Here is a 13697-nt window from a genome sequence, read left to right on the forward strand (position 1 = left end):
CCGCCCCGCGGCGCGTCAGCGAACGGCGAGCACGATCTCGATGATGATCAGCAGGATGATCATCGTCTCGAGCATCTCGCTACGCCGCGACTGCGCCTCGGCGTTGAGCATCCCGTAGGTCTCGCGGATGATGGCCAGCTTGCGATCGATGCTCGACCGCCAGGCGCGCCCGCGGAACACCTCCATCGCCGCCGTATACACGCGCGCCAGATACACGTCGTCGGTCACGCTCAGCGCGTTGTCCACCCGCTCCACCGTCTCGGTGGTGTCGGCGAACAGTTCGTACAGCCGCGCCAGCACGCGGGCGAATCCGGTGGTGAAGAACGCCCGCGCGCCGCGCCGGGCCCGCGCGATGTCGTCGTACATCCGCGGCAGCGCGTCGTCGAGCGCCGCGCTGTAATAGCGCAACTCGAGCAGCTGCGCGTTGGCGAACTCCAGCACCCACTCCACGTCGCTCTCCTCGGCCGGCTCGCCGCTGAGCGCCAGCGCGTGCTCCCAGGTGAGTACCGTGAGATCGTCCTCGTAGTAGCTCAGCCGGTGCGGCAGGAGTTCGCGGCGGGCGCTCTCGCTCAACGGCTGCTCCTCCTGCAACAGCAGAGGCGTGAGCAGTTGGTCGTGGAGCGCGGCGGGGGGCACGCGTTCGCCGGCCGCGTCCCACAGTCCGGTGAGCCGGAATACCGTGTAATCCTCGGTCACTGCGGCCACCCGCGGCCGCGCGATGGCCGGCGCGAGCATGGCGGTGAGCGCGCGAAGGGCCGGCTCGAAGATGTCCCGTTCGCGGAGGGCCCGCTCCACATCGCGGCCGAATCGCGAGAACGCCGTCCACGGCAGCCGCTCGGCGCCGGGCCGGATACGGGCGCGCAACGCGATCGTGCCGAAGTCGTACAGCCGCGCCGAGAGCTGGGCCGCCACGCCGTCGAGCGGGGGGCCGAGCGGCACGGGCCCCACGTTCACGAGCAGCGGCGGATTGGGAATGCGCAGGGCCAGCGCCTGCGCGCTGAGCGGCGACAGCCGCACCGTGGCGCCCGCCGGCGCCAGCGCCGCGGCGCGGTCCAGGTCGATCGCGTACCCCACATCGTACAGGCGGTAGGCCACGGCCCATCCGCTGGTCTCCAGCGCCGACGCCGCGGCGCGCGGCCCGGTCGCCGCGGCGCCGGCGCTTGCACTGGTTCCGCTCGATGACTCGATGACGCGCACCGTCGACCTCCGCGGGGCTGGCCCTCTCCTGCACCATGGCCCCGTGCGCGAGCGCCCGCCGTCGGGGCTTGCCCCACGCCGCCTCAGGGGTCTTCCCGCCACCGATTGCCGCCGCGCCCGGACCGCCCGTACCTTATGCCTCCATGCTCGCCCTCCTCGGCGTCCTCGTCGTCATCATCGGATTCGCCCTCCGACTCAATGCGCTCCTCGTGGTCACCTGCGCCGGCATCGTCACCGGCCTGGCCGGCGGCCTCGGCCTCCACGAGGTGATCGCCGCGTTCGGCAAAGCCTTCACGCAGAATCGCTACGTCGCGATCGTCTGGATGGTGCTGCCGGTGATCGGCCTCCTCGAACGCAGCGGCCTCAAGGAGCGCGCCCGCGAGATGATCGCGCGCATCCACGCTGCCACCACGGGCCGCGTGCTCATGGTCTACCTGGCGCTTCGCCAGATCACCTCCGCGCTCGGCCTCACCTCGCTGGGGGGACAGGCGCAGATGGTGCGGCCCCTCATCGCCCCGATGGCCGAGGGCGCGGCGGAGAGCCGCTACGGCGACCTGCCGGACGACACGCGATTCCGCATCCGCGCCTTTGCCGCGGCCACGGACAACGTGGGCATGTTCTTCGGCGAGGACATCTTCATCGCCATCGGGTCCATTCTCCTGATCAAGGGATTCCTGGCGCAGAACGGCATCACCGTGCAGCCGACGACGCTCGCCAAATGGTCGGTGCCCACGGCGCTGGCGGCGTTCGCCATCCACGGCACGCGCCTGGCGCTGCTCGACCGGCGCCTCAAGCGGGAGTTGGGAGCGGGAGCGCCCAACGGTCGAACCGCTCCGCCGGCCGACGCCCCCGCGGGGCCGCACGCCGAGGACGGGCGATGATCGGCCTCGAAGCGATCTACCTGCTCATGGGGCTGATGGTCGGCGGCATCGCCCTCGTGAACCTCCTCGACGCCAAGGACGCCAAGCGGTACAACAAGACCGCGTTCTGGGGGATCTACGCCGTCACGTTCCTGTTCGGCACCCACCTGCCCGACTTCGTGAACGGCTGCCTGGTGATCGGCATGGTGCTGGTGTCGAGCATCGGGGGGTTGGGGCGCGGCGGTCCCGAATCGGTCACGCAAGAACAGCGCGCCGCCAGCGCGCGCCGGTGGGGCAACCTGCTGTTCGTGCCGGCGCTGCTCATCCCCGCCGTGACGCTGCTCGGCACCACCGTGTTCCAGGGCATCCGCATCAACGGCGTGCCGCTCATCGATCCCGCCCAAGTGACCGTGATCTCGCTGGGCCTGGCCACCGTGGTGTCGCTGGCCGTGGGGATGGTCATGCTGCGCGCGCCGCTGCGGTCGCCGATCGTCGAGGCGCGGCGGCTCATGGATTCCGTGGGCTGGGCGGCGGTGCTGCCGCAGATGCTGGCGGCGCTCGGGGCGCTGTTCGCCATCGCCGGAGTGGGCGGCGTGGTGTCCACGCTGGTGAATCGGTGGATTCCGCTGAACACGCCCGTCGTCGTGGTGATCACGTACGCCGGGGGCATGGCGCTGTTCACGATCATCATGGGCAATGCGTTCGCCGCCTTTCCGGTGATGACCGCGGGCATCGGCCTGCCGCTGATCGTGCACCGCTTCGGCGGCGACCCGGCGATCATGGCGGCCCTCGGCATGCTCTCCGGCTATTGCGGCACGCTGATGACGCCGATGGCCGCCAACTTCAACATCGTGCCGGCGGCGCTGCTGGAACTGCCCGACGAGCACGCGGTCATCAAGGTGCAGATCCCCACCGGGATCCTGCTCCTGGCCACGAACATCCTGCTGATGTACTTCCTCGTCTTCCGGTACTGAACATGTCCAGCCGTCTCGATCCCGATCGTGACGCCGCGCTCTCGGCGAGCGTGGCGTCCCACTTTGCCGGGCTCGCCCTGTCGCACGTGGAGCGCGAGTACCCCAACAAGCTCGATCACGTGATCAACGGGCCGGACGACGTGCGGGGGCCGCGCGCGCTGCACCCGATCTTCCACGGCAGCTTCGACTGGCACTCGTGCGTGCACGGTTACTGGCTGCTCGCCCATCTGTATCGCACGGTCCCGTCGCTCGACGCGGCGGCGCGCATCCGCGAGCTGTTCAACCGGCAACTCACGCCCGACAAGGTGGGCGGCGAGCTGGCGTATCTGCGCCAGCCCTCGCGCGCCGGGTTCGAGCGGCCCTACGGTTGGGCCTGGCTGCTGATGCTCGCCGGGGAGCTGTCCCGGCACGCCACCGACGAGGGCGCGCGCTGGGCGGCCGCGCTGCAGCCGCTGGCCGGTGCGTTCGCGCAGCGGTTCCGCGACTTCCTGCCCAGAGCCACATATCCGGTGCGCGTGGGCACGCATTTCAACACCGCGTTCGCGCTCACCCTGGCGCAGGAGTACGCGGACGCGGTGGGCGACGCGGCGTTCACCGATCTCCTGCGCGAGAAGGCCAACGCCTGGTACGGCGACGACGCGGACTGTCAGGCGTGGGAGCCCGGCGGCGACGACTTTCTGTCATCGGCGCTCATCGAGGCGGAGTGCATGCGCCGCGCCCTGCCCGCGGCAGGATTCGCCGCCTGGCTCGACCGCTTCCTGCCGCGCCTCGCGCAGCGCCATCCGGCCACCCTGTTCCGGCCCGCGCACGTGAGCGACCGCAGCGACGGCAAGATCGCCCACCTGGACGGCGTCAACCTGAGCCGCGCCTGGTGCTGGCGCGCGCTGGCGCGCGCGCTCCCCGACGGCGATCCGCGCCGCGCGCTCGCTCGCGAGACCGCCGACCTGCACCTCGCGGCGAGCCTGCCGCACGTGGCCGGCGACTACATGGGCGAGCACTGGCTGGCCACGTACGCGGTGCTCGCACTCGAATCCTGACCCCTCCTACCCTCCTACCGCCCTACCCTCTCATTCCACCCGCACCACCACCATGCGGAGCGTGTGCCCCAGCGGCAGCACCGCGCCCGACACCGCGTGCAGATCCAGCAGCTGCCGGCCGGTCAGCGATCCGCTGATGTCGAAGATCGACCCCGACCCGCCGGCCAGCGAATCCACCTCGGTACTGAACGTGCCGAACGCCGTGGCATGCGCCGCCAGCGGCCAGGAGGCGAAGTTATATGGAAAATCGTATGACAGGCCCTGGAAGATGTCGCGCAGGTTCCAGCTCGGGACGATGTAGCGCGCGTTGGCCGGCGCGGTGGATCCGGGGTACTGGTCGGCCGCGTACGCCATCGTGAAATAGCCGTCCAGCTCGTCCCACGACCGGCCGGTCTTGTCGGTCACGTTGGCGATGCCCGCCAGCGTGGCGTCGGCGATCAGCGGCTTGAGGATGTCGGACTCCTGCGTCGAGTACTGATCGAGCATCCAGCGCGAGAACAGCCAGGCGCTGCCGTAGATGTCCGGATCGGCCGTGCCCGCGGACAGGAACGACTTGGTCTCGTTGTGCTGCATGTAGTCGTACAGGTCCAGGAACGGCGACGTCATGATGTACGGCGTGACGTTGCGCACGTCGTAGTACACGCTCTGGTTGTACCCCACGTCGCCCTTCCACGCCGTGCCGTAGATGGCGCGGCCGTACAGCTCCACCGCGATCTGCGCCGTCCCTTCCTCCAGCCAGCTCTCCTCCAGCTGCGTGCCCACGGGATCGGCGAATCGCTCGGCGGTGGCCGCGATGTGCTTGGTCTCGTGGATCAGCGTGGCCGGCATCAACGCGTCCCACACCGAGCGCACGTGCGCGTCGCTCGTGCTGCCGGTGGCCAGCGTCGGCACCACCGCGTAGAACATTTCCGTGTGATTGCTCGACGGGACGTCGGCATCGAACGACGTGGGGAACAGGTCGCACGGCGTGACCCAGCCCAACTCTCCGCCGCCGCCCGCGGCGTTCGCCAGCGGACTGAACAGCATCGTCACCTTGCCCACGCGCGTCAGCGAATCGTCGAACGCCATCGGATCGCCGAAGTACTGCGTGATGATCGGATACTGCAGGCTGTCGTAGTGCTGGCCCAGCGCCACGTAGTCGGCGTCCATCGTCCTGGCGAGCGGCGCGTTCACGTCCTCGAGGATGATGCTGTGCGAGCCCACGTACACCACCCGGGCCTGCACGCTCACCCACGTCTTGCACTGATCGCCCTGCGACACGGTGTCGATCTTCACCGTCGCCGTGTCCCCCACCGTCTGCGGGATGGGCGGGTTGAGCGCCGCCGCCGCGTCCAGCCCGGCGCGCGGCCGCCGCGCGTGCGCCTTGAGTTGCGCCAGCAGCGGCCGCACGTACGCCGACCGCTGCGCCAGCTGCAGCGCGTGCCCGTCGCGCATGTGCGCCGCGGCGCCCGCCATGAGCGCCAGCGCGCCGGCCGGGACAGGCGCCGCCTGCATGCGCGGCACCATCGGCACCATCGGCGCCGCCGCGATGCCAGCCGGAGCCCTGGTCCCCGCCAACGCGCCGCTCGCCGGCCCCACGGCGCCGCGCAACACGAAGGCTGCGATTCCGCTCGGCACGCGGCTGTCGTTGTACACGTCCACCAGATAGTGGGCGCCGCCCGTGAGTTCGGTGCAACCCACCTGATTGGGATCGGTGATCAGCGCCGACTGGCCCACGCCCAGCGCCAACTGATTGGCCACCTGCACCGCGTGCTGTGCCGTAGCCGGCGTCGACCCGACGATCACGGCCGCCGCGCCCGTCTGGCCGCCGCTCGACGCCGTGACCGTGACGGTGCCGATGCTGTTGGCCACGGCGAGCGTCGTGTTGCCGGTGGCCACGCACGGAAACGCGGTGGGCAGCGTGAACGTGAGCGTGGTCGCCGAGGTGACCGTGGCCGGCACCGGCGTGCCCGCCACGGTCACCGAAACGCCCCCACTGCCCACGGCAAAGTTCGCGCCGGTGACCGTCACCGGCACCCCCGGCGTGATCGTGGCCGGCGCAACGCTGGCGATCTGCGGCGCGACCGCCGAGCCAAGTCCGGTCACCAGACCCGCGGCCGACACCGCGGCTTTGCTCGTGTCCGACGACACCCAGGTCACCGTGGCGCCCGGCACCACGGCGCCAGAGTTGCTCTTCACCACCGCGCTCAACTGCACCGTGCTGCCCGCCGCCAGGCTCACCGTGGACGGCGTCACCACCACGCTGCTGATGCCCGCCGCCACCACCACCAGCGACAGCGTGCCCGACACGCCACCCGCGGTCGCGCCCACCGTCACGGTGCCCGGCGCCACACCGTTCACCAACCCCGTGGCCGTTACCTTGGCACGCGTGGTGTCGGAAGAGGTCCAGACGATCGCCGGATTCGTCACCACGGCGCCCGCAGCGTCGGTGACGGTGGCAACGAGCTGCAGCGTCTCGCCCACGCCCACCGCGGCGCTCGACGCGGTCACGGTAACCTGCGCCACCTGCCCGCTGCCAGCCGGCTCCGTCCCCGTGGGACTGCAGGCATACAGGCCGAGGACGCCCACGACGAGCGCGGCGAGACGTACGCGGTGCGACATCAGGTACTCCAGGCGGCAGGGGGCTTGCGAATCCCGAACAATACCCGGCGTGCGGGGGTTCGTGCCACAGCGTATTGTTGTGCAGATTCCGCCGAGGCGATCTCCGCATGCGCCGCACATACCGTCGCTCCTTCGCCGCATTCGCCGCCGTCCTGCTCGCCGGCGGCGGGCGCCCTGCCGCCGCGCAGGCCGTGGATACCGCGTTCCAGGGCACCGTCCTACCCCGGCTCACCGCGCGCGCCGATTCCGCGTTCCACTACGCCGCGTTCATCCCCAAGCGCTACCACGGCGCCTCCCCCGCGCCGCTGCTCCTCGTGCTCGACCCCGCGGGGCGCGCCGTGCCGGCCATCGTCCGATTCGCGCCGGCCGCCGAGCGACTCGGGTGGATCGTGCTCAGCAGCTACGACACGCGCAGCGACGATCCCAAGGCGCCCAACGAGCGCGCCGTGAACGTCATGCTCGCCGATGCGTTCGGCGCCTTCTCCATCGACACCTCGCGCATCTACCTGGCCGGATTCTCGGGCACGGCGCGCGACACGTGGGGCTTCGCGTACGGATCGTCGGGCCATGTGGCGGGGATCATCTCGGCGGGCGCGGCGATGCCCACCGACACCGTGTGGCGGCGACTGTTTCCCGGCCCGCCGCCGTTCGACGTCGCGATGGCGTCCGGCGCGCGCGGCATCAATGATGAAGAGGTCGTCTCCACGGCCAGCGCGTTGCGCGCCGCACGCCCCACGACCCCCACGCACGCCGCCCTGCGCGTGGATGTGTTCCCCGGCACGGACCAGTGGCCGCCCGAGCCCGTGCTCGCGCGACAGCTCGGCTGGCTGGACGTGCGCGCCATGGCCCGCCGCCTGCGTCCCATCGACCAGGCGCTGGCCGATTCCGTGTTCGCGCGCGACTCCGCCGACGCCGCCGCGCTGGCCGCGGCCCATCAACTTGGCAACGCCGCCGACCGCTGGGCCGAGATCGCCGCGGCGTGGGCCGGCGCGCACGACGTCACGTTCGCCGCGACGCGCGCCGCCCAACTGGCCGCCGACCCCGCGGTGCGCCCGTGGCTTGCCGAGCGCGACTCGCTGGTGCGGGCCACGCCGGACTATCAGCGCGGGATCATCAAGCCGCTGTCGGATCTGCGCCGGCGACCGGGCGTTCCAGATCTTCGCCGGCTCACCCAGGAGCTGAACATCGTGGCCCTGCAACAGTGGGCCGCAGACGCCAACGACTCCCTGCGCGCCGACTGGGCCGCCCGCCGGTTGAGCGACGTGTACGAGCAGGTGTCGCTGTATGAACCCGAGGCGTACCTGGCGTACAACGACCCCGACCGCGCCCTGGCCCTGCTGGCCGTGGCCGAAGAGATCCAGGGCGATACGCCCCGCATCTGCCGGGAACGCGCGCGGGCCTATGCCGTCCGGCACGACGCCGATCGCACGCTCACCGAGCTCAAGTGCGCGCTCGCCGGGCATCTGATCGACCTCCCGGAAATCCGCACCGATCCGCGCTACCAATTCATGCGCGGGCTCGATGCGTTCAACGATTTGATCGCCCCCACGCCCGGCCACTGAGCGCTCCGGGCGCCGTCCGCCGCCCGGAGCGCGCCGGCCCCTACCGCTTCACCACCGAGATCTGCACCTCCGAGGGGTACATCGCCGAGTGGTGCACCGCGTTGTGCGCCACGAGCCCCGTGGCCTCGTCGTAGTTGTGCCCGCCGGTATTCAGATTGCGGTCGAACCGCGGGAAGTTGCTGCTCGACACCTCCAGGCGAATGCGGTGGCCCGCGGGAAAGTAGTTGCTCGTGTTCATGGGGCTCAACGCCACCTTGTACACCTTGCCCGGCTGCATCCACACTTGCTTGTCGTACCCCTCGCGATAGCGCACGCGCTGGATGGTCTCGTCCAGGTTGTACGCCGTGCCGTCGGGATACACGTCGATCAGCTTCACCGTGAAGTCGGTGTCCTTGCGATCCGACGACACGTACAGCGTGACCTCGATCGGCCCGCTGACCTCGGTGTTCTCGGCGAGCGGATCGGTGCTGTACACCAGGATGTCGTTGCGCGCTTCCATCTTGCGCTGGTCGAACGCGCCGCCCTGCACCGCGTTGCCCGTGCAGCACACGTTGCCGCCGTACGACGGCACCGGGTTCATCGGATCGTACACGAAGCCGTCCGGCCGGTCGGCCGCCGGCGCCTTGGCCACCAGGCGGCCGTCGCCGTTGAGCGAGTTCGCGGCGCCGCCGCTGGCCAGGTAGTACGTCTCCATCCGCGCGCCGCGCGGCGGCCAGGTATCCGACGTCTGCCACTTGTTGAGCCCCATCGTGAAGTAGCGCACCCGGGGCAGCGTGTCGAGCAACCCGTTGTTCTCTCCCTTCAGGAAATGGTCGAACCAGCCGTAGGTGAGCGCGTCGTAGTCCAGGCGCGCGTCGCCCATGTTCCGCTCGCCCACCACGGTCTGGGCCGTGGCGCGCTTGTAGCTGCAGTGGAGCGTGGGGGCGATCACCGCGTACTGCTCCCGGGCCACGGCGGGAGACGCCACCTGCTGGGCGTGGTGGAACATCGCCAGGTTCGGCCCGATCGACACGTCGTACCACGACATGAAGTACAGCGCCGGCACGTTGAACGGCATGTTGTCGTGATAGAGCCCGCCCTTGTACCATGCCGGATCGTTGGGCGCGCGCTCGATCATCGCGCCGCCGGTGGGCACCGGCATCGTGTCGGCGAAGATCCCGCGCGGACCGTCCACCGCCTTGATGATGTCCATCTCGGGCAGATGCCAGAGCGCCTTGGCCCAGTCCACGAGCGGGGGCTGCTGCGCCAGATCGAACGCGCGCGACGCCTGGATCAGATCGTGGGCCGACGTGCCGGCCGGGAACATCGGCCGCACCTGATTCTGCTCGCCGTACAGCCAGGCGATGAACAGCATCTGCACCGCGCCGCCGCGATACCAGTTGCCCTGCTCGAAGTACGGCGCCACCCGCCCCACGCCGGCGCCGAAGCCCTGCGGATTGATCGCCGCCAGCGCCGGGTTCCCCACCGACGCCACGCCCATCTGCCACTCCGCCGTGGACGAGCAGCCCACCAGCCCCACCTTGCCGTTGGACCATGGCTGGTTCGCGATCCACGAGATCGCGTCGTCGCCGTCGGTGAGCGGCGGGCCGAGGATGTCGTAGTTGCCCTCGGAGAAGAAGTGCCCGCGCTCATTCTGCTCCACGTACGCGTAGCCGCGTTTCACCGCGTCGTACACGGCCGTCATGTCGCTCGGCGCCCCGAGTTTCACGTCCCAGTAGTTGAAGTTGTACGGCGTGCGCACGAAGATCGTGCCCACGCGCCCGCCGTCCTTCGGCACGTAGACGTCGGTGGCCAGACGCGTGCCGTCGCGCATCGGCACCATGAGCTTGCGGTGGATGGTCGCGATCGATTCGAGCGCCTGCTCGGTCTTCTGGCGCTGCGCGATCAGCGCCGTGTTGGGATTGGCCTGCGCGCGCAGGACGAGCGGGCACGCGAACAACAGCGCGCCGGCCGCCGCGAATGCCGCGAGGCGCATGGGTTTCCGCATGGGGGGTGCTCCAGGATCTGGACGTGGGGTGTCGCGAGCCCGGCCGGGAATGCGCGAGCTCGCCGCCCAGGATCATGCGCGCCGAACCACGGTCCCGCCAGCGCCGGGCGCGAACGGCGCCGCCTCGCCATCTTCAAGGATGACCGCTACCACCGCCGGCGTCGTCTCCTTCTATAGGAACAGCGCCGCCACGCTCCGCGCCCGTCGCGCCGTCCAATCGCGCCTCGTCGATCGCCTGGGTAACGGCCGCCTCGCCGCCTTCGGCCTCGCGCTCCTGCTCGCGGCCCGATGGGCCACCGCGTCCGGTGGGCGGACTGCCTGGCTCGCCGCCGCGATCGCCGTCACCCTGGGGTTCGTGGCGCTCGTCTGGTGGAGCAACCGCGCCAAGGCGGAGCTCCAACGCACCGACGATCTCGTCACGCTCGCCGACGAGGGCGCCCACCGCGCCGCGCGCCACTGGAGCGAACTCCCCGTGCGCGACTGGGAGCCGGCGCCCGCGTCCCATCCGTACGCCGTGGACCTCGACCTGTTCGGCACAGCCTCGCTGGCTCAGCTGCTGCCGCCCATGAGCTCGGCGCCGGGACGCACCACGCTCCGCTCATGGCTCGTGGCGCCCGCCGCGCCGGCCGTGGTCGAGGAGCGCCAACTCGCCGTGGCGGAGCTGGCGCGGGATTCCGCCTTCCGCGACGAACTCGCGCGGCGCGGCATGCGCATCACGTCATCGGCCCAGTCGCTGGCCGAGCTCGAGGCGTGGGCGCGGAGCGACGGATGGCTGCGTGGGCGCCCCGGGCTGCTCGCGGCGACGATCGCCATTCCGTGCGCCACGCTGGGACTGGCGGCCGCGCAGCTCGCCGGCGCCGTGGCCCACTCGTACTGGATCGCGCCCGCGCTCATCGGCTGGGCGCTCACCGCGCGCCACGGCAAGGCATTCGCCGGGAGCTTCGCGCCCGTGGTGGGACGCTCCAACACGCTCCGCCGCTACGCGCAGATGGCGCACCTGGTGAGCGAGACGCGGTTCACCGGGCCCGCGCTCACCGGCCTCCAGGCGCGCCTCGCCGCGGGACCGCGGCCCGCGCACGCGAGCATGCGCGCCCTCACCGCGCTCGCCGACTGCAGCGAGTTGCGGCTGTCGCCCATGCTCTACGTGATCGTGAACACGCTCACCCTCTGGGATTTTCACGTGGTCCACCTGCTGGAGCGGTGGCAGAAGGCGTCGGGCCGCCACGTGGGCCAGTGGCTGGGGGCACTCGGCGAGATCGAGAGCTTGTCGGCGCTGGCCACCGTGGCCCACGACAATCCCGACTGGACCTTCCCGCGCCTCGACGCCGGCGCGCCGGTGATCCTCGAGGCCAGGGCGCTGGGGCATCCGCTCCTGTCCGACGACGAAGGGGTGCGCAACGACGTGACGGTGGGCCCGGCCGGCACCATCCTCGTGGTCACCGGCTCCAATATGGCGGGCAAGAGCACGCTGCTGCGATCGATCGGCCTCAACCTGGTGCTCAGCCAGGCGGGCTCCGTGGTCTGCGCGCGCGAGCTGCGGCATCCGCCGGCGATCCTGCACACGAGCATGCGGGTGCAGGATTCGCTGGCCCGCGGCGTGAGCTACTTCATGGCCGAGCTGGAGCGGCTCAAGTCGGTGGTCGACGCCGCCGACGCCGTGCCGCCGCAGGCCCCGCGCGTGCTGGTGTACCTGCTGGACGAGATCCTCCACGGCACCAATTCGGCCGAGCGCACGATCGCGGCCCGCCACGTGCTCACCCATCTCGCGGCCAGCGGAGCCATCGGCGCCGTCTCCACGCACGACCTGCAGCTGGTGGACGTGCCCGAACTCGCCGCGGTGGCCCGGCACGTGCACTTCCAGGAGACGTTCTCGCGGACGGATGGGGTGGCATCCATGAGCTTCGACTACCGGCTGCGCCCCGGCAAAGCCACCTCGAGTAACGCCCTCAAGCTCCTGGAACTGGTCGGGCTTCTTGTGCCACCATATGACAACAGTTGACAATCGGGTCTATTCGAGGCCATAATTCTCTCGAATCTGTCCATTGGTTGCCACGCTGACCGACCTGCTCAGCCCCAAACAGCTCGCCGAATATCTCCAGCTTTCCCAGCGCACCGTGTACCGGCTGCTGGAGCGCGGAGACCTGCCCGCCGTGAAGGTGGGCGGCCAGTGGCGCTTTCGAAAAGCCATCGTGGACGAGTGGCTCGACGTCAACATGCAGCGCCTGGACACCGCGTCGCTGCATGCCCTGGAGAGCGACGACGAATCGGGCCCCCGCGCCCTCAGCATTGCCGGTCTGATCGCGTCCGGCAATGCGCGCATCGACGTTCCGGCCGGTTCGCGCGACGGGGTCGTGCGCGCGTTCCTGGGTGAGGTGAGCTTTCCGGAGCCGGTGTCGGTGGACCTCGTGTGCGAGCGGGTGCTGGAGCGCGAGCGGCTGTGCAGCACGGCGGCGTCGGGAGGGGTGGCGCTGCTGCACACCCCGCGCAGCCGCCCGCGCGTGCTCAACGCCCACGACCTCGTGGCCATCGGACGCATCCAGTCACCGGTGGACTTCGGCGCCCTCGACGGGACGCCCACGCACACGCTCATCCTGCTGCTCGCGCGGAGCGAGCGCGACCAGTTGGCGCTGCTCGCCAAGCTCACGCGGCTCTGCCAGGAGCCCGGCTTCCTGGCCCAGCTGCACGACACACGCACCGCCGATGACGTGATCGCGCTGGTGCGCGCGACCGAATCCCGCATCTTCGTCTCCACCCACTGACGGCTCCCGTTCACCCCGCCATGCAACTCACGCTTCGCCAGGTCGCGTCGTACCTCGACGTCCCGGACTCCACGGTGCGCCACTGGATCACCAGTCGCGACCTGCCGGCGCACCGGGTGAACGAGCGTCTGTACTGCAACGCGATCGAACTCTGGGAGTGGGCGGTGGAGCACGGCGTCCCGGTGTCGAAGAGTCTGCTGGAGCAGGCGCAGCGCGCGCCCGACGCCGTGCCCCCGCTGTCCACGCTGATCGCCGAAGGGGGCGTGCACCGCGACGTGCCCGGCGCGACCAAGGCCGAGGTGCTGCGCCAAGTGGTCGCGCGGCTTCCGCTGCCCGACGATGTGGACCGCGAGTTCCTGATCAGCGTGCTCGAGGCCCGCGAGGCCATGGGCTCCACGGGCATCGGCGACGGCATCGCCATTCCGCACGTCCGCAATCCGATTCTCCTGCACGTGGCGCGCTCGTTCGTGGCCGCGTGCCTGCTCACGCATCCCGTGGAGTTCGACGCCGTGGACGGCAAGCCCGTCCACGCGCTGTTCCTCGTGGTGAGTGCCACGGTGCCGGCGCACCTGCGCATTCTCGCGCAACTCGGCTACACGCTGCGCGACCCCGAGCTGCGGCGCCTGCTCAGCACGGCCGCGCCCACGGCGGCCATTCTCGAGCGGATCGCCGCCGTCGAGGCGTCCACGTCCACGCCGTCGCGCGCCAACGGATGACCCC

General features: G+C 70.6%; 10 protein-coding genes. 7 read left to right on the plus strand and 3 right to left on the minus strand.

Features of this window, described 5'->3' with window-relative positions; all coding sequences use genetic code 11:
* Positions 1–15 precede the first annotated feature (15 nt).
* On the minus strand, positions 16–1197 hold the full coding sequence (locus VNE60_10780) for a hypothetical protein (protein ID HVB32000.1): 1182 nt from the start codon (positions 1195–1197) through the stop codon (positions 16–18).
* 143 nt (positions 1198–1340) lie between these two features.
* Between VNE60_10780 and VNE60_10785 the strand changes: the two genes are divergently transcribed.
* The 3 genes from VNE60_10785 to VNE60_10795 are packed head-to-tail and all read left to right on the plus strand — an operon-like array spanning position 1341 to position 4068.
* Complete coding sequence (locus VNE60_10785; protein HVB32001.1) at positions 1341–2078, plus strand: DUF969 domain-containing protein; 738 nt, start codon at positions 1341–1343, stop codon at positions 2076–2078.
* On the plus strand, positions 2075–3031 hold the full coding sequence (locus tag VNE60_10790) for a DUF979 domain-containing protein (protein HVB32002.1): 957 nt from the start codon (positions 2075–2077) through the stop codon (positions 3029–3031). Before VNE60_10785 ends, VNE60_10790 begins: the two co-directional genes overlap by 4 nt.
* 2 nt (positions 3032–3033) lie before the next feature.
* Complete coding sequence (locus VNE60_10795; protein ID HVB32003.1) at positions 3034–4068, plus strand: DUF2891 domain-containing protein; 1035 nt, start codon at positions 3034–3036, stop codon at positions 4066–4068.
* Between the two features lie 30 nt (positions 4069–4098).
* On the opposite strand, the gene VNE60_10800 is transcribed toward VNE60_10795, so the two are convergent.
* Positions 4099–6669, minus strand: a complete 2571-nt coding sequence (locus VNE60_10800; GenBank protein ID HVB32004.1) for an Ig-like domain-containing protein — start codon at positions 6667–6669, stop codon at positions 4099–4101.
* A 107-nt stretch (positions 6670–6776) separates the two neighbouring features.
* Here VNE60_10800 and VNE60_10805 point away from each other — a divergent pair, with 107 nt between their 5' ends.
* On the plus strand, positions 6777–8231 hold the full coding sequence (locus VNE60_10805) for a hypothetical protein (protein HVB32005.1): 1455 nt from the start codon (positions 6777–6779) through the stop codon (positions 8229–8231).
* A 40-nt stretch (positions 8232–8271) separates the two neighbouring features.
* On the opposite strand, the gene VNE60_10810 is transcribed toward VNE60_10805, so the two are convergent.
* On the minus strand, positions 8272–10218 hold the full coding sequence (locus tag VNE60_10810; GenBank protein ID HVB32006.1) for a CocE/NonD family hydrolase: 1947 nt from the start codon (positions 10216–10218) through the stop codon (positions 8272–8274).
* 139 nt (positions 10219–10357) lie between these two features.
* Between VNE60_10810 and VNE60_10815 the strand changes: the two genes are divergently transcribed.
* Genes VNE60_10815 through VNE60_10825 form a run of 3 tightly spaced genes read left to right on the plus strand, consistent with a single transcriptional unit; the run spans position 10358 to position 13693 of the window.
* Complete coding sequence (locus tag VNE60_10815; GenBank protein ID HVB32007.1) at positions 10358–12217, plus strand: hypothetical protein; 1860 nt, start codon at positions 10358–10360, stop codon at positions 12215–12217.
* A gap of 43 nt (positions 12218–12260) precedes the next feature.
* Positions 12261–12977, plus strand: a complete 717-nt coding sequence (locus VNE60_10820) for a helix-turn-helix domain-containing protein (protein HVB32008.1) — start codon at positions 12261–12263, stop codon at positions 12975–12977.
* A gap of 20 nt (positions 12978–12997) precedes the next feature.
* Positions 12998–13693 (plus strand): PTS sugar transporter subunit IIA, encoded by a 696-nt coding sequence (locus VNE60_10825; protein ID HVB32009.1) that lies wholly within the window; start codon positions 12998–13000, stop codon positions 13691–13693.
* The last annotated feature ends 4 nt before the right edge of the window (positions 13694–13697 follow it).

This window comes from Gemmatimonadaceae bacterium, assembly GCA_035533755.1.
Lineage (GTDB): Bacteria > Gemmatimonadota > Gemmatimonadetes > Gemmatimonadales > Gemmatimonadaceae > JAGWRI01.